The sequence below is a fragment of the Clostridioides sp. ES-S-0049-02 genome, from assembly GCF_020658465.1.
GTDB lineage: Bacteria > Bacillota > Clostridia > Peptostreptococcales > Peptostreptococcaceae > Clostridioides.
This window is the reverse complement of sequence record NZ_JACVWG010000003.1, coordinates 262,520-281,078: the sequence shown is the minus strand read 5'-3', so window position 1 is coordinate 281,078 and position 18,559 is coordinate 262,520. Positions and strand designations below refer to the sequence as shown.

At 27.2% G+C, this 18,559-nt stretch carries 14 protein-coding genes; 5 read left to right on the top strand and 9 right to left on the bottom strand.

The window, feature by feature from the left end; all coding sequences use genetic code 11:
- Positions 1 to 90: 90 nt before the first annotated feature.
- The gene (locus tag IC213_RS10065) at positions 91 to 1,221 is read left to right on the top strand and encodes an MGDG synthase family glycosyltransferase (protein ID WP_227434252.1); all 1,131 of its coding nucleotides are present in this window, start codon (positions 91 to 93) and stop codon (positions 1,219 to 1,221) included.
- 144 nt (positions 1,222 to 1,365) lie between these two features.
- Here IC213_RS10065 and IC213_RS10060 read toward each other — a convergent pair whose 3' ends face one another.
- The gene (locus IC213_RS10060) at positions 1,366 to 3,264 is read right to left on the bottom strand and encodes a glutamine synthetase (RefSeq protein ID WP_227434251.1); all 1,899 of its coding nucleotides are present in this window, start codon (positions 3,262 to 3,264) and stop codon (positions 1,366 to 1,368) included.
- 313 nt (positions 3,265 to 3,577) lie between these two features.
- Here IC213_RS10060 and IC213_RS10055 point away from each other — a divergent pair, with 313 nt between their 5' ends.
- Positions 3,578 to 4,354 (top strand): 3'-5' exonuclease, encoded by a 777-nt coding sequence (locus IC213_RS10055; protein WP_227434250.1) that lies wholly within the window; start codon positions 3,578 to 3,580, stop codon positions 4,352 to 4,354.
- A 92-nt stretch (positions 4,355 to 4,446) separates the two neighbouring features.
- On the opposite strand, the gene IC213_RS10050 is transcribed toward IC213_RS10055, so the two are convergent.
- Positions 4,447 to 5,199 carry an exodeoxyribonuclease III gene (locus IC213_RS10050; protein ID WP_227482259.1) on the bottom strand — a complete coding sequence of 251 codons (753 nt, stop codon included), beginning with the start codon at positions 5,197 to 5,199 and terminating at the stop codon, positions 4,447 to 4,449.
- 135 nt (positions 5,200 to 5,334) lie between these two features.
- On the bottom strand, positions 5,335 to 6,285 hold the full coding sequence (galT, locus tag IC213_RS10045; protein ID WP_227434248.1) for a galactose-1-phosphate uridylyltransferase: 951 nt from the start codon (positions 6,283 to 6,285) through the stop codon (positions 5,335 to 5,337).
- A gap of 374 nt (positions 6,286 to 6,659) precedes the next feature.
- Between galT and IC213_RS10040 the strand changes: the two genes are divergently transcribed.
- The gene (locus tag IC213_RS10040) at positions 6,660 to 7,856 is read left to right on the top strand and encodes a pyridoxal phosphate-dependent aminotransferase (RefSeq protein WP_227434247.1); all 1,197 of its coding nucleotides are present in this window, start codon (positions 6,660 to 6,662) and stop codon (positions 7,854 to 7,856) included.
- 87 nt (positions 7,857 to 7,943) lie between these two features.
- Here the strand turns inward: IC213_RS10040 and IC213_RS10035 are convergent, their stop codons facing one another.
- The 3 genes from IC213_RS10035 to IC213_RS10025 form a co-directional block, all read right to left on the bottom strand.
- On the bottom strand, positions 7,944 to 8,396 hold the full coding sequence (locus IC213_RS10035) for a MarR family winged helix-turn-helix transcriptional regulator (RefSeq protein WP_227434246.1): 453 nt from the start codon (positions 8,394 to 8,396) through the stop codon (positions 7,944 to 7,946).
- A 309-nt stretch (positions 8,397 to 8,705) separates the two neighbouring features.
- A complete protein-coding gene (purB, locus tag IC213_RS10030; protein WP_227482258.1) occupies positions 8,706 to 10,151 on the bottom strand; it encodes an adenylosuccinate lyase in 1,446 nt (481 codons plus the stop codon).
- 140 nt (positions 10,152 to 10,291) lie between these two features.
- Positions 10,292 to 11,203: a tyrosine-type recombinase/integrase gene (locus IC213_RS10025; RefSeq protein ID WP_227434244.1), complete on the bottom strand. Its 912-nt coding sequence runs from the start codon at positions 11,201 to 11,203 to the stop codon at positions 10,292 to 10,294.
- 255 nt (positions 11,204 to 11,458) lie between these two features.
- Between IC213_RS10025 and IC213_RS10020 the strand changes: the two genes are divergently transcribed.
- On the top strand, positions 11,459 to 12,283 hold the full coding sequence (locus IC213_RS10020) for an undecaprenyl-diphosphate phosphatase (protein ID WP_227434243.1): 825 nt from the start codon (positions 11,459 to 11,461) through the stop codon (positions 12,281 to 12,283).
- Between the two features lie 39 nt (positions 12,284 to 12,322).
- Entirely contained in the window at positions 12,323 to 12,853 is a 531-nt protein-coding gene (lepB, locus tag IC213_RS10015) for a signal peptidase I (protein WP_227434242.1), read from the top strand.
- Between the two features lie 77 nt (positions 12,854 to 12,930).
- Here lepB and IC213_RS10010 read toward each other — a convergent pair whose 3' ends face one another.
- The 3 genes from IC213_RS10010 to IC213_RS10000 all read right to left on the bottom strand — a co-directional run bounded on the left by IC213_RS10010 (position 12,931) and on the right by IC213_RS10000 (position 18,558).
- Positions 12,931 to 14,718, bottom strand: coding sequence for a UvrD-helicase domain-containing protein (locus IC213_RS10010; protein ID WP_227863046.1), 1,788 nt, complete (start codon positions 14,716 to 14,718; stop codon positions 12,931 to 12,933).
- A 353-nt stretch (positions 14,719 to 15,071) separates the two neighbouring features.
- On the bottom strand, positions 15,072 to 17,405 hold the full coding sequence (locus IC213_RS10005) for a diguanylate cyclase (RefSeq protein WP_227434240.1): 2,334 nt from the start codon (positions 17,403 to 17,405) through the stop codon (positions 15,072 to 15,074).
- Positions 17,406 to 17,751: 346 nt separating this feature from the next.
- Positions 17,752 to 18,558, bottom strand: coding sequence for a response regulator (locus IC213_RS10000; RefSeq protein ID WP_227863045.1), 807 nt, complete (start codon positions 18,556 to 18,558; stop codon positions 17,752 to 17,754).
- Between the last annotated feature and the right edge of the window lies 1 nt (position 18,559).

The window sequence follows — 18,559 nt, the reverse complement described above, 5'->3', positions numbered from 1 at the left end:
AATAGTTATTTTTTAATATTATTATTGATTAAATTCTTATGTAAATGTATAATACTCTAATCAGATATATTTTATGAAAGTGGTGATAAATTGTCTAAAACAAAAGAAGATAAAACTATATTAATCTTAACAGCTCAATTTGGTGCTGGTCATATAAGTGCTGCAAAAGCAGTTAAAGAATGTATCATGGAAAAATATAGTAATTACAATGTTGTTATACAAAACTTTATAAATGCAAGTATACCTATGATGAATAAGCCTATGGTGAAGCTTTATGAAAACAATACAAAATATACTCCTGGATTATATAATTATTATTATTATTTTAAGAAATCGTTTGACTCAAGACATGATTTCTCTCATAAATTATATACACCTAAACTTTCTGAGTATATTTCTGATATAAATCCAGATTTGATTATCTCTACATTTCCACTAGCTGCTGCTTGTGTAAATAATTTCAAGATAAAAAACCCTGATATAAATATACCAACATTGACAGTTATCACAGATGTTGTAGACAGTATGGAATGGGTTTTTGAAAATACAGATTTATATTTTGTTCCATCTCCAGAGATAAAAAATAGATTTTTTCAAAAAGGAATAAGTCCAGATTCCATAAAAGTTACTGGTGTTCCTGTAGATAAGAGATTCCAGATTGAAAGTAAAGAACCTTGTTATGGAAAATATAGGCTATTGCTTTTGGGTGGAGGAAGAGGTCTATTTGATATAGATGAGGATTTTATGCATTGGATAGATGACTTCATTGAAGAACATATTAATTCCATAGAGATTACAATAGTTACAGGTAAAAATAAAAAACTATATGATAATTTAACTCATAAAAAACCTCTAAAAAATATAAAAGTACTTGGATTTGTAAATGATATGTACAATCTGATAAAAGAATGTGACTTAATGTTGACTAAACCTGGAGGAGCAACTATATTTGAAGCAATCCAGTCTCAAACTCCAGTACTTGTTAAAATGCCAAAAGTTGGTCAAGAAATTGAAAATGCTAAATTTATAATAGATAAAGGACTTGGAATGATTTATAGTGATGACTTAGACCTAAAAAACATATTTTATAAGTTAGTATCAAATGAGTTTGATTCTATAATAAATTTTATGAAAAAGAATCTAGAAGAGTTTAAAACAGTCATTCATCCAGATGAAATTGCTGATTATATATCAGAATTAATAGATAATCAATATAATTAATTTTATATTAATTTTATTGTAAAACTTAAAATCCAAAATTAAAGGCAATTGAGTATGGTTTTTACATTTGAGATTTAACTCAAAATGATTTAACCATACTTAATTGCCTTTATAACATCAAAATCAAATTATTACTACTTTATCTTAATATATATTTTTCTTGTATTGCATATATAATTGTTGTATTTCTTCCATGCTTCTCTTTAGTTCTATTTGTAAATCCGAAGCAGTTTGATAATCTTTATTTTCTACAGCCTCTCTTACTCTAGTAAATAGTGATTCCCTAGTTAAAGTATCTTTCATAATATTAAACTTTAAGTCTGATATTGAATTCCAAACTACTTCATCAAGTGCATCCATATTTTCTTTTGTGTGTACTTTTACAATACTTCTTATCTTTTGAATTCCAGCTTCTATTATTCTAGTTTTTAATTTTTTTTGCCACTTATCTATTGCCCCAACTTTAAATGATTCTATTATACTATCAGTAAATACATCACCTTGTTTTAAAGATTTTAATTTAGAAGCATATATTTCTAGGTTTTTCATATTTTCATAAACTGTTGCTGGAGGTGTTCCAAATCTTGCATTTCTTTCTTCTAAATTATAATGTTCAAATACATCATTTTCATCTCTATATGCTCTGTCTTTTTCTAAATAGAAACTTTCTTCTCCCACATTTTTAGATAATTCTTTTTCTAGTTCTTTAGTACTAAGTCCACTCTTAGCTGCTGCTTTTATACCATCTAACATTGTTTGATAACATCCTGCTATTACTAGGTAAGTATTAGATAGAGGACTTGGTGATCTTAATTCAAATCTTACAGTTTTTGGATTCTTTATATCTCTTATTAACCCAACAAGTACCGACCTATTTCTAGATGGCATTTCATAACTATGACCTAAAGATGTAACTATACATACAGGTGCTTCAAATCCAGGAACCAGTCTATTAAATCCATCATTAGAAGCTGTTACAATCGGATTTAATACTTCATAATTATAAAGAAGTCCCATAAGAGCTCCATACCCTAATTCACTTAGATAGTCTTCTTTTAAATCTTTTGGAGCAAATAAGTTTTTGATACTTCCATCTTTTAATTTTGCACTTACTCCTACATGTGTATGACCACCACTTCCTGCAACTCCATGAATTGGCTTTGCTTTAAATGTAACTTCTAATCCATGCGATGTAAATACATCTTCTATAACATCTCTTACTAATAATTCATTATCTGCCGCTTGTAGTGGTGTAGAAAACTTCCAAGAAACCTCTAATTGCTCCATAGCATGGTTTGTTTTTCCATCTATACTTATAGAACTTTGAATTCCCCCAACCTCTTTATGAGCCATTTCAGGGCTTACACCTAGCTTTTGAAGTATTATTAAACTTTGTTCCAGACAAGTTCTTATAATACCATGAGTTCTTTTCCAGTATTGTTCTTTTAAGCTTTGTGATACATATAATTTTTCTAAGTCAGCTTTATCTTCAGGAGTATTAACCCAAAATTCGAGTTCTGTAGCTGCTGTTAACATTATTTCTTCTATATCATCTACTGAGTTTATTCCTATATTGTTTATTACATGTGGATATTCTCTAAATATTTCAAACATAGATTTCTTAAAATATTTATCTGCTTTTTGAAGAATTCCCCTAGAACATACTTTTTTATTATCGTGTATTAGAAATGCAGGTATCTTTAATGTTCCTACAGGCAACCCTACTTCTTCATCTATGTATTCCATATTGTAATCTACATACCAATGACAACTTTTATCTGGCATTAAGTCTACTTTTGCATTATTCAATGTTGCTATATTGTAAAGTTCAACACTTGAACCATCAGTTTGTATAGCTGATTCTAAGAATTTATCTATATCCTCTAAAAATAATTCTACAGGAATTTTTTCATCTGTTGCATTTCCTCCTAAGTCAACTCCCATTAAAGAAACGAACCTTATGTTTTTATTGCTCTCTAGGATTTCTCTTATTTCTTCATTGGTATGCTTATCTTTCTCTATTACATATAATAAACTCTCCATCTTTTCACTCTCCTATGATTTTTGTGTAAATTTTATTTTATTAAATATACAAGATAAAATTCATTTTTCCTTATATTTATGAATTTTCCTCGCAAAATATTCGTGTTTTATTCGTGTTTTTATTTATATTATTATATATCAAGTACAAAAAGTTCGCAATATTTTTTCTTGGAAAAATATTATACATACAATAGTTTAACATTTTTATAAATATGGGGTATACTAAAATAAAAGTATTTTTGTTTAAAAATTTAATTTAGCTTATAATATAATCTATACTAGTAATAATACAAAAATTTAGGAGATAAACTTTATGGAATACATAATTTTCGATTTGGAATTCAACCAAGGATTTGACAAAAAACTCAATAAAACTGTATCCAATGAAAAATGTCCTTTTGAAATTATACAAATAGGAGCAATTAAACTGGATTCTAAATTTAATATAGTAGATACATTTAATAGCTATATTAAACCTACACTATACAAGGCAATGCACCCTTTTATTAGTCGTATGACCAATATTAAAGACTCTGATTTTAACGATTCACCTACTTTTCCTGAGGTTTACAACAATTTCATAAAATTCATAGCATCACACGACCCTATACTATGTGTTTGGGGGGTTGGAGATTTAAAGGAGTTATACAGAAATATCAATTATCATAAGCTAGCATCAGATATTTTACCTAAGTCTTATATTAATATTCAACAACATGCATCTAAATATTTTAATAATCCAGCAGGAAAAAGTATTGGCTTGAAAAATGCTATTTCTATATTGGAACTTGATGAAAAAATGTCTTATCACAACGCTTTAAATGATGCATATTATACAGCGAAGGTTTTTATTAAGATATATAATCCAAGCATAGTACCTGATATATATGTGTATACAAATATTAAATCTAAATCTATAAAGTATTCTAATAAAAAAAGAGTTGACTATGATAAATTATTTGATGAGTTTAAGAAAATTCTAAATCGTGATTTGACTAAAGATGAGAAAAAAATTATTAATTTAGCTTACAACATGGGAAAAACAAATCAATTTGAATTAGAAAACTCTAAGCAAAGAAAAAATAAGTGAAATTTATTTAGGTTAAAAAAAGGCATGTAGATTAAAAGAATAATTAACTTTAAATTTACATCTACAGCCCAATTTTTATCCTGATTAAACTTCTATCTTATCTCTAATTCTACTGGACAATGGTCTGACCCCAATACCTCAGTATGTATATTTGCACTTGTCAATCTATCTTCTAATTTTTTAGATGCACAAAAATAATCGATTCTCCATCCAGCGTTATTTTTTCTTGCATTAAATCTATATGACCACCAACTATACACTCCTTCTTTATCAGGATTAAAGTATCTATATGTGTCTATAAATCCACTATCTAATAATTTAGAGAATTTTTCTCTTTCTTCTTTTGTAAAACCTGCGTTCTTTGTATTGTTTTTAGGATTTTTTAAGTCTATTTCTTTATGTGCAACATTCATATCTCCACACACTATTACAGGCTTATGATTATCTAATTTAACTAAATAATCTATAAAGTCATCTTCCCATCTAGTTCTATATTCTAATCTCTTTAATTCAGATTGAGAATTTGGCGTATATACAGTAATAAAATAAAAATCTTCAAATTCTAAAGTTATAACTCTACCTTCCTTATCATGTTCTTCTATATTTATTCCATACATTACTTTTAAAGGCTCTTTTTTTGTAAATATAGCAGTACCTGAATAGCCTTTTCGCTCTGCATAATTCCAGTACTGAAAATAACCTGGCAAATCTAACTCTATTTGCCCTTCCTGTAATTTAGTCTCTTGTAAGCAAAATATATCTGCATCAATATCTCTAAAAAAGTCTAAAAATCCTTTCCCAACACACGCTCTTATCCCATTGACATTCCACGATATAAATTTCATATTCCACTCCTCATCTAAATAGTAATTTTCTATTAGTTTTTTTATTTATTTTTCTATTTGTTTTTATTTTAACATTAATATACTATAAATTTATTTTAAAATCATTATTTCTTTAATACCTAAAAGATACATACTTTAATCAAATTTTAATTTTTTTGTTAATTCTTCAGGATTCATTGAAGAAACATACATATTTGTTCCAAGTTCAAATCCTCCAAGGTTATACTTTCTTGGTATTATGTGCATATGGACATTAAAGTATGATTTTGTTTCAATTTTTGTTGGATGAGTATGGATACATAAGTTAAATGGCATATACCCATTTATATTATATAATTTTTTAAATAACTTTTCGAATATCATAGAAATCTCTTTTACATTATTATCTGTTAATTCATCAAACTTTATGTTGTCTTTAAATATTACTCTTACTTCTCCACTGTACTTAGTTGCATATGGTATAATCACTAAAAAAGCGTCTCCATTATAAACCACTCTTTTATTTAAACTTATTTCATTTTCTACCAAGTCATTATACAAAGAGCTTTTATTACTATCATAATACTCTTTTGAAACCAACAATTCATTTGTAATTTCAGGTGGAATAAAAGACATAGATAGTATTTGAGCATGTGGATGCATCAAAGATGCTCCAGCCTTTCTCAAGAAATTTTTAAAAATACTCACATATTCTACTTTGTCATCTTTCGACAAATCTTTAAATCTATTTCTATACATAAAAAAAACATCTTCAAATTCTTTTTGATTCATATTGTAAAAACTGCTGTTATGTTTATTGCTTTCTATCATTACCTCATGAATACCATATATATCTCTTGCCAAATCATCAATTATAGGAAATTTATTATATATAGATTTTACAAGCCAACCTTCATCACCTTTTATTTCAAATAGTGTATCTGTTGCATAAGCTTCATTTCCCTTACAAAATGGGCATCCTTCATCGTATTCATTCGTTTCTTCTTCATCATTTGGTACATCAATTGTATCTAATGGTCTTTTCAGCCTATCAGTAGCAAATATAACAACATCATTAGTAATTGGATCTATTCTTAATTCTCTCATAATTAACACCTCTTAGTTAATAGCCTTTAATATAATTATATGATATTTATTGTATCTGTTAAATAAATTTATAATATTTTTTATAATTTTACATATTTAGTATTAGGTATTTTAATTTTCTAATACAAAAAAATTATAACTAATATATCCATATATTATCATACTATAAATAAGTTTATGTACATATAATTTATTAGTATAAATACGAGTGTTTCACTGTAATTTGTTAAAAGTTTATTTTAAAGCTATATTAATTTTTTTTGATGATTTTTACCTATAAGTATGTTATTATTATCTTGTAAAGATGTCTTGTATTCCAATATACAATTTACATAATACAATATACGTATTTAAATTAAATAGGGGGTATTAAAATGAATTATTCAAACAGAGTTAGTGCAATGCAAGCCTCTCCAATCAGAAAACTTGTTCCATTTGCACAAGCAGCAAAAGATAAAGGAATCAAAGTATATCACTTAAATATAGGTCAACCAGACATAAAAACTCCTCAAGGGTTTTTTGATGCTGTTAAAAACTTTGATAGCGAAGTTTTAGAATATGCTACTTCTGAAGGTATTCCAGAATTATTAGAAGCACTTCAAAATTACTACAAAACTTACAACATGGATTTTGAAAAAGATGAATTATTAGTGACTAATGGTGGTAGTGAAGCTTTACTTTTCACTATGATGGCTGTTTGTGACCCAGGAGATAATTTATTAGTTCCAGAACCATTCTATACTAACTACAATGGATTTGGTCAATGTGTAAACGTGGAAGTTAATGCTGTTACAACAAAAGCAGAAAACGGTTTCCACCTTCCATCAAAAGAAGAAATAGCTTCTAAGGTAGATGATAGAACTAAAGCTATAATTCTTTCTAACCCAGGAAATCCAACTGGTGCAATTTATACAAAAGAAGAACTTAATATCCTAGCTGAAATAGCTAAAGAAAAAAATCTATGGATAATAGCAGACGAAGTTTATAGAGAATTTGTTTATGATGGACTTGAGTATACTAGCTGTGGTAACTTAGAAGGTGTACAAGACAGAGTTATAATAATAGACAGTGTTTCTAAGAGATACAGTGCTTGTGGTGCTAGAATTGGTTCTATCGCTTGTAAAAATAAAGGTCTTATAGCTCAAATACTTAAATTGTGTCAAGGAAGACTTTGTGTTCCTACATTAGAACAAATAGGAGCTGTTGAATTATACAAAACTCCAGCTTCTTACTTCAAAGAAGTTAATGAAGAATACAAAAAAAGAAGAGACGTATTATACAATGAATTAATGAAAGTTGAAGGTGTTATATGTAAAAAACCAACTGGTGCATTCTATATAGTTGCTAAATTACCAGTTGAAAATGCAGAAGATTTCACAATCTGGATGTTAAAAGAGTTCAGTAAAAATAATGAAACTGTTATGGTTTGCCCTGCTGAAGGATTCTATGCTACTCCAGGTTTAGGACGTGACGAAATAAGATTAGCTTACATCCTAAATGAAACTGACCTTCATAGAGCTGCTACATTATTAAAAGAAGGTTTAGAGCAATATGTAGCTTTACACAAATAAATTTTAAAAGTTTACTTTATGTAAATTTTATCAGATAAAAAGTCCCCTTTTCAACCAATATTTGAAAAGGGGATTTTTCATAGTTTTCTATCTAAATTCGTCTTTATTTAATATATATTGAAGAGTATTTATTGCTCCTAGATAGTTCTTTCTATCTTCTTCAGTTAGTCTAGAAAGCTTCTCTTCTAATCCATCACTCAATTTATCCATAAAATCAGAAGCTATCTTATCTCCTTCTTCTGTAATATCAATTAAATACTTTCTTCTATCAACTAAATCTCTTTTTCTTGTTACATATTTCTTTTCTGTTAAATCATCTACCATACTAGTTAGACTGCCTTTTTCTATATTTAATTTAGAGCATAAATCAGTCATGCTTATTACTCCATAATTTCTTATAAATACTAATGCTCTTAATTGTGTTTTATTTACATTATAGTCTGGTGCGAATTTTTTTAGGTCTTCTAAATATAAGCTAGAATAAATCTTCGGAAATGTTTTTACCAAAAAACTTATAGTATCTTTTACTACGTATTTCATACAATCACCTCAGTTGTTTTAAAATTTATTAAATTATCTAACTAACTTATTTCAGTTTACATTAAAAATATTGCAAGTACAATAGTTTTTAAATAATGATTAAATTTAATTAGTAATCTTATTGTTTTTCTTATTTTTAATAATATTTCTCTGATTAAATATTATTTATATAGCTATTTTATTAAATTCATGATATAGTAAATAAGGAAGAACTCTTCACAGCGGTGAAGAGCAGACGCTAGCCCATTAAAATGGCTATCTTATTTATAAATAAGATAGCCATTTTTAATTATATTTTATCTATAAAACTTACACTCTTAAATCCACATCTACTTTTCCTAAATCTTCTTTATAATCTTTTATAGCTGGTTCTACAACTTCATTTACAAATTCTACAACTTGTTCTGGGGCTCTACCTATAAAGTTTTTTGGGTCCATTATAGATAATATTTCTTCCTTACTCATTTTAAATGAATCATCATTCATTATAAGCTCAATTAAATTATTATCTTTACCTTCATGTTTAACTCTATAAGCAGCTTTCATAGAATATTCTCTTATTATCTCATGTAATTCCTGTCTATCTCCACCTCTTTTTACAGCTTCCATAAGTATTGTTTCTGTAGCCATAAAAGGAAGTTCTTCATTTACACGTTTATTTATCATATTTTCATATACTACTAACCCATCAGTTACATTTATACCTATTTCAAGTATAGCATCTGCTGCCATAAAAGCTTGAGGTATAGCTAATCTTTTATTGGCTGAGTCATCTAATGTTCTCTCTAACCATTGAGTAGCCTGTACCATTGCAGGGCTTATAGATTCAGATATTATATATTTAGATAAAGAAGCTATTCTTTCACTTCTCATTGGATTTCTTTTATAAGCCATTGCTGATGAACCTATTTGATTTTTTTCAAACGGCTCTTCTAATTCTTTTAGACTTTGTAAAAGTCTTATGTCATTAGTCATTTTATGCATACTTTGAGCTATTCCTGATAATACACTTATTACTTGATAGTCCAGCTTTCTAGTGTATGTTTGTCCACTTACTGCATAAGAAGAACTATATCCCATTTTGTTACAGATTTTCTTATCTAACTCTTTTACTTTTTCATGGTCTCCTTCAAATAAACTTAAAAAACTTGCTTGAGTCCCAGTAGTCCCTTTAACTCCTCTTAATTTCATATTGTCTATTCTATAATTTAAGTCTTCTAAATCAAGAATTAAATCTTGAGCCCACAAACAAGCTCTTTTCCCTACTGTTGTAAGTTGTGCTGCTTGAAAGTGCGTAAAACCAAGAGCTGGCATATCCTTATACTTAAGTGCAAATTCTTTTAAGTTGTTTATCAAATTTACAAGCTTTACTCTTAAAAGTTTTAGAGCTTCATTCATTTGTACAACATCTGTATTATCTCCAACATAAGCAGATGTTGCTCCTAAATGAATGATTCCTTTAGCTTTTTCACATTGTAAACCATACGCTTTTACATGAGACATTACATCATGTCTTACTTCTTTTTCTATTTTTCTAGCTTCATCAAAATTTATATTATCTATATTAGCTCTTAACTCATCTAATTGTTCTTCAGTTATATTGATTCCTAACTCATGCTCACCTTCAGCAAGAGCAACCCATAATCTTCTCCATGTAGAAAATTTAAATTGTGGAGAAAATATATAACTCATATCTTTACTACAGTATCTATCTGTAAGCGGATTTGAGTACGTAGTATATTTGTTATCTATCATTATATTAGCACCTTCCTTAAATCTTTTGTTGTATAGTTATTATGTACATATTAGTACATAAATAATTATATATAATTTTACGAACTATAACAAGGCTTTTTTATTTTTTGTTCATATTTATATAGATTATTTTTTATGTGCTAATATTTTTTATTTATATCTAGATTATCTTTTTCAATTAAATAATCCACAATCTCGCTATCAACAAAATTCAATACATATTTATACCTAATTGCATAGTATTTATCACTCCAGCCAAGTTGATTTTTTACGTCACTCTCATCTGCCCCAAGTCTTAAACTTATTGCTGCAAATGAATGTCTAAAGTCTCTTGCTGAATATTGAGAAAGTCCTGCTAAATCTAATGCTTTTTTTACTATCAATCTGACATTTCTATCTGTTATAGAATTGCTTTTTTGAGTTGTAAAAATAAAATCATCATTAGGTATTATTACTTCTGGAAGTCCAGAATAGTTTCTGTAGTCTTCTAAAAGCCTAAAAAAGTATGGATGTAACTTTACTACTCTCTCTTTTCTTCCCTTTCCTAGTCTAACATACGAGTTATCGTTTTCATCTACCATAAGGTCTTTCCACTTTAAGCTAACTAATTCATTTAATAAACACCCAGTAGTAACTAAACAGACTATTATCACTCTATCTCTTATATTCAGTTTTGGCAAAATACCTATAAGCTTATTTATTTCCTGTATGCTTAAAACATCATCCTTTGTCTTTATTCTAGTTACTGTTGGTTTTTCTACATGTCTAAATGGATTTATATCTATATATCCTTCTTTTTTTAAGAAGTTGTAAAAACTATGTAAATAACTATATATCTTTTCACAAGTTGATTTTGCATATTTGGTTTGTATATAGTCCACAAAATTTTTACAATCTTCTTTTGTTACATAAATTAATTCCTTTCCTTTTAGAAACTCTTTAAATAACATAACCTTTGATAAATAATCGTGTTTTGTATTTGGGTTTAATTTTGTAGAAAAAACATTAAAAGTTTCATACTCATAATCATCCAATATTTTCGTACTATACATAATAACTCCTTTCCTTTTCATAAAATAAAATAGTTATACTTTTACTATACCATATATTTCCCCCTCATATATACCCCTTATTCAATAGACAAGTTTCAAGTTTATGATTTTAAATTATGAAGGTTTTATGAAAATATCAATCTTCCATTGTGCACTACACAGTACTATGGTATTATAAGTTAGTAAAAGATGGCATATTTTATTAATCTTTGAATAAAATATGCTACTATAAATTTGTATTGGAGGTATTTAAATTTGGAAACATTTAGTTTGCTTGAAGTTTTTAAAGCAGTCATTTTGGGAATAGTTCAAGGAATTACAGAATGGCTACCAGTAAGTAGTACAGGGCATATGATATTAGTTGATGAATTTATAAAATTGAATTTTTCATCTACATTTATAAATACATTTTTAGTTGTAATTCAATTTGGTTCAATATTGGCTGTACTTGTTATATTTTTTAGGAAGTTAAATCCTTTTGATAGTGCAAAAAATACTAAACAAAAAAAAGAAACAGTTCGCTTATGGCTTAAGGTTATAATTGCAGTTATACCATCTGGAGTTATTGGTATACTGTTTGAGGATGATATAGACAGATTATTCTTCAATTCAACAGTAGTTGCAATTGCTCTTATTGTATATGGTATAATAATGATAGGACTTGAAAATAGAAATAAAAGACCAAAATATAAAGATTTTTCTCAAGTTACATATAAACTAGCTCTTTGTATAGGTTTATTCCAATGTCTAGCTCTTATTCCAGGTACATCTAGATCTGGTTCAACTATAATCGGTGCAGTATTACTTGGTACTTCTAGATACGTAGCAGCAGAATTTTCATTCTTCTTAGCTATTCCTACAATGCTTGGAGCTAGTGCATTAAAACTTTTAAAAGCTGGGTTTGGATTTACTGGATTTGAATGGCTTATTTTAGGTGTTGGCTCTGTAGTAGCTTTTATAGTTTCAATCGTAGTTATTAAGTTTTTTATGGATTATATCAAAAAACACGATTTCAAAGTCTTTGGCTATTATAGAATAATTTTGGGTATAGTTGTTCTTGGTTATTTCTTTTTATTCTAGAGTATTTTAATTTAATGACAAATGATAAGGAGAAAAATTATGAGTGTTAAAAAGGAAATATTTGATTGGATTAAGTCAATAGCCATGGCTATTGTACTTGCATTTGTAATATTACAATTTATAAGACCTTCTATTGTTAGTGGAGAATCAATGTATCCTACTTTAGATGATAAAGACTATCTAATTTTAAATAGAATATCATATAAAGTTGGTAAACCTGAAAAAGGTGATATTGTAGTTTTTAAAACTAATTTAGTTGATGGAGATACTGGAAAGAAAAAAGATTTAATAAAGAGAGTTATAGCTACTGAAGGTGACAGTATAAAAATATCAAATTCTAAAGTATATGTAAATGGCAAATTACTAACCGAACCATATATACATAATAATTATACTTCTGGAGATATAGACACAGTTGTTCCAGAAGGAAAGTTATTTGCAATGGGTGATAACAGAGAAAATAGTAATGATAGTAGATTCCCAGATGTAGGTATGGTTGATGAAGACGAAATTCTTGGTAAGGTCATGGTAAGGTTATTACCTTTTGATAATATTGGAAAAGTAAGTTAAAAAAATAAGAGACTGAGTTGGTAATATTTATTCTACACAATTCAGTCTCTTTTAATTTTTTGAATTCAAAATATGTTTTATTCCCTATCTTCTTTTGATTCTGTAATAATTCTTATTATATCACTTGCATCTTCATTAAAGGTTGTTACTATACTTAGATAGTCAGTGGCCCTGCTCATAGCCAAATAAACCTTATTTAAATCACCTACAAAGTCATTTACTTGATAATCTTGCTCTGTATCATTTATTGTTTGATTATACAACATTTCTAACTCACATATTATTATCGCTTTATATTCTAAATTCTTTATTGTATATATATTTGCTATTGTCGTTCCTATCTTCTTACTTATGTTTGTTAAGTTATCTTCTGCGCATATATAAGGAATTTGTGCTTCTTCTAATGCCTTTTTTAACATGTATTGAAAATAAATAGTTTTTCCACTTTTTAATTTCTTCTTATTATAAGGATATACAATAGCAACTTCAGAATAATCAAGACCTTTTTTGCTTATTAAATATTCGATTTCCCATATTACAGAACTTATTTGGTCATCTAAATCACTTACTTTTATTATATCAACCGACTTATTACCACCTCTAAGTGCTTTTGTATTAAAAAAAGTATTAAACTTTGTATTAGATCTTAATTCATTAATATAAGCGTTAGAATTATTGGAAAAATTATTTGTAAAATCAACAATTTCTTTAGCTTGCCTATAATTTTTATTTAATATTATTTTATCATCAAACTCTATATTGCTGTATAGTTTCCTAAATATATTTAGTCTATTAAAGATATTTAAAGAGTTACAAGAATACACATTAAATATGAATTTTGTTTTATATAAAAACTCTCTTATAAAATCTATTTCATAATCTAAAAAACTTTCTGCTTCATCAATAAAAATCGCCTTAAACATATTTTTATTCTTTATAATGTTTTGTGCTTGCTTTACAAGATTATTAAATGTTTTTTCATAATCATTTTTTAACATATTATAGTCAATAATTAGATTATATTTTTTAGCTAATTTAAATATAAAGGAACTAAATGTATGAACTTCTAAATTATTATTGTCTTTATATAATAATTCTATTCTTTCTCGAAGTTCATTACATAGTTGTTTTGTATGTGTAAATATTAGTAACTTATGATGTGGATATACTTTTGCCAGTTTTATAGCTCTAGAAAGCATATTTGCCGTTTTTCCTATACCAGAACCGCCTTCAATAAGTGTATTTCCATATTTAATAGAAATAGCATCTTTAATTTGAATTTCTTCCATCATAGTTGCTGTATACTTATAGTCATCATTATAGAAGGAAATTTTTTTAAATTTTTCGTTTAGGTGAAGTGTGTCATTTATTATATAGTATTCTGAACATATATCTAATAAAAATAAATTTAAATTTATTTCATCATTTTTTTCCTTAAGATATTCATCCAGTGAAGCACTAGCCATTATATCTTGAAGCTTATTTTTATCTATTATATTATTATTCACAAATTCTTCAAACTCATAAGCTTCGTCTACTTCAACATATGGCATAATGTAAACATAGTTATAGCTTATATTTCTATTCTTTTGTCCCATTTTTAGTTTCAAAAGCTCATATTCCTCATGCATAACTTCAAGTAACTCTTCTTCCAAAATAAAATATATGTCTTCTGTTGTATCCATAAATTTTATAAATAAAATTTTTCCATCTTTTACATACAACAAGTCAGTATTTATTCCTTTAAAAGGAGTAACTTTTGGCACTACTTTAACGTCCTTATTGATATTTTCGTAAAATACTTTCTCGAATTCTTTCAATTTCAGGGCGTCTAACTGAGAGTTTATATTTATGTATTGGCTCACTTATATTACCTCCTTCTGTTATAACTAATTATACCATTTTAAACTATATTTTTATATATACTTTTTATAGGCAAATTTCGTAAACAAATTCAAAATAAGTACAAATAAATACAAAACTATTAAAGAAAAATTGCAATAAGTATAGATATATATAAATATAAAATTCTTTATGATAAGCACTGACAAAATAAACTTCAGAATTATTTTTTTAAATAATAAATAAAATCTACTCTAAAAAGGTAAAATTTCTTTAACTATTGACTTATATTACTTAATTATATAAAAATTAACGAACAAAAAATTTTAAAACCTGCTAAAAAATAATTCATTCATATTAGCAGGTTTTATTTAAATTATCTTCCTAAAAAAACATTAAAGTTTGATATATCTGTGTAAACTGCATAAAAAACAGGGTAACGATTTTGGTATAGTTCATTTAAAAACTTACCTTGCATTCTCACAGGGAAATAGTGACCATCTATATGACGGAAGTTAAAAATCACTTCAAAAGTTTCTCTCTTAGGTATTGCTTTATTCAGTGTATCAAGTACAACCTGTAAATCCTCTGGTGATATAGGTGAAAGTACATCAAAATCTTTGGATGAAACATTTCTAGCTGAATAACCAGTAAACTCAAGCATTTTTTGATTAAAGTAAAGTAGTTTCAAATTTTCCATACAAGCAAATTTTGCAATACCATCAGTAGACATCTCCAACAATAACTTTACATCTCTAGTGTCTATATTAAATGCTATACCATCAATAGAATCATCCCCAAAAATATGGAAAGAATTTTTTCCATGACCCTTTGTATAGTAAAGTGCTTGGTCTGCTTTTTCATAGAGTTCAGAATACTTACAGCCATGCTCAGGATATATTGCCACACCAATGCTACATGAAATAGAAAATTCTTCATGTTCAGCAAAACGTTTCTGGTTAATCTTAGAACAAAAACGCTCTAATTTATCCATAATTACATAATTACTGCTATTGAAATCTTTTATCAACACAACAAATTCATCTCCACCAATACGCCCAACAATATCATCTTCACGAAATTGAGACTTTAATTCTAATGCAAATTCACTTATAATAAAATCTCCAAATGCATGACCATATCTATCATTTACATTTTTGAAATCATCAATATCAAAAATCAGAAAAATATGTTCTGAATTTTGATTTTTATCACTTTTTAAAAATGTACTAATAAAGTCCTCTGTTACTCCCTTATTATAAAGACCAGTAAGAGAATCACGTTGTGAACGCTCAAGAAGCAACAATTCTCTATTTTTTTCTTCATCTATATTTTCACGATAAGAAATCATGCGAACAGATTCATCTGATGTCCAAAAGAAAATTCTGGCAGTAATCCTCATCCAATGATAATTTTCTTCATCTCTTTTAATTAAAAAGTCATAACTTATGTTATTGATTCCACTATTATAACACTTAAGAACATTTTCAGGTAAAAATGTATCTAAATAACCTTGTGCATACTCTTCTTTAATTTGTCCTTTAGCAATTATATAGAGTGCTTCATCATATGGTGTGCTAAGACTTAAGCCAAACTCTTTAAAATATCGATTTGCATCTTCACAACCAGCTTTGTTATTAGTAACATCAATCTCAAAAATATTTTCATAGAGATCTTCAGTAGATTTACTCAATAACTTTTGATATTCTAATTTCTGAGAAGAGCTGAGATTAATTATTTGTTGCTTGTATTTCTTAAGCACACGTGTAATTGTAAAAAGTACAAACATTATAATTAAAATTATAATTGCAATCCCTTTTAAAAACTGTATTTGAAGTTGTCTACTCATTGTAGTCAAATCATTTTCCAAAACAAGATGCCATTTTAAACTTGGGATATACTGATATACAACATAACTTTTTAATTTTTCTGATGAATTCCAAAAACTATTCTGTTCTTTTTTATTGCTCAAGATTAAATCTTTTGAAGCAGATAAATTACTACTTTCGTCTTCAAATAAATTAACATGTTCATAGCCTGTTTCCTCAGATGATAATTGAACAAATCCTTTATCATCAATTAGACGTGCTACAACATCAAACTTTTCATCATATTCTTTAAGTAACATTTGTAATGAGTCAACTTTTAATCCAACCCCAATAATTCCCATAGTTGATCCATTATCATCTTTTATCTTACAATTTACAAATACAGTAATACTATTATTACTTGCCTCATCATTATCAACATTTAATGAATATTCTTCATCCTGTTTTAAAAAATCATAATACCACTGATTCTCTGAGTTGTCAGCACTAAGTGTCCTATCAAGTCCATTAAAATGATAATAATTATTTGTCTTGGTTGAAACTAAAAAAACAGAATCATAGGAATATTTATTTCTGTATGTATTTAAGTAATCCTGTAATTTATAAACAAAGTTCCTATCATTTATATATTCTTTCTCACTAGTTAAAAAATTTTTTAATAGACTATCATTGGCCATGGTAAGTGATACATTTATAGGTTGTGAAAGAAGTTTATCTATCTGATAATAAATACCTTCAGCAGCCAATGTAGATACATGTTCAATATCATTTTTAAAAATATTAGTATTAGATTGGTACCCAATCACAGATGTAGCTATAAAACCAATAGTAATAATAACGCAAACAATAACATTTGTATGTAAAAGTGTATTTTTTTTCATCATGTATCCTCTCTTTCATCATCACTTTGGCTCATTGTATTCTCAACTTTTTAGTGCTTACAATATAATTAATTTTAATCAGCAAACTATCTCAAAAACTTAATTTTATTTCAAATATTAAATTTCATAAATCAACATTAATGCATAGATATTACATGTAAAAACATATAAATTGCTCATCTAAATCATTTTTAATAATATAAATCTATTATATAATTTTTATTTATTATTATATATTTTTAATATTCCTATAATATATTAATATAATCGATAATGCACATCCAAAGCACATCAACAAAACAAAAAACTTAAGAACTTCTGCTGTATAAAAACATATTATCTATCTTTAACAATTATAATTAAAAGTTTTTTGATACAGCATACCTGTAGTTAATTCTGCCCAACTGTAATTTGTCATGTATTCTCCAGCATATGTGTTAATTGCCATCATATCCCACCTTAACATATTATAATAATCACAATCAAATTTTGTAATATCTACTGCAAGGCTATTCCATTTTTTAATAACTACATATTCAATTTTTGCATCCTTTATGGTTTTCATCAGATGTGATATAACAGTTTGCGTTTGATTTTGCAAAGAACGATTGTATTCTTTGTCTTCCCAAAGTACTGCTGCAATTTCAGCAATAGTCACACTTGCTCCTTTCCTATCTACTAAATAAGCAAGTAATTCTTTTGATTTTGCTCTACTAAAAGTTAATGGCTTTTCATCTACAAATACCTCAAAGTTACCAAATGTATGAATAAATATATGGCTCTTATGGTTCAAAACAACAGGAGAACGTAAATTTTCTATTTCTTTCTGAATTCCTTCTATTGTAACAGGCTTTAGAAGATATCCACTGGCATGCATTGAAAATGCATCTAACGCATATTCTGAATAACCAGTTACAAAAATAATATTTATGTTTGGTAAAATTTCTTTTGCTAGACATGCAAACTCTAGTCCATTCATACCGTACATCTCAATGTCAAGAAATGCAATATCTACAAAATTTCTTTTTAAATACTCTAGCGCCAACTTAGGTTCATCAAAAAGAGTAACTTTTTCAATACCAGAAATATATGTTAATTTTTCATTCAAATTTTTAAGAGCAATTTGCTCGTCATCTACTACAATTATATTCATA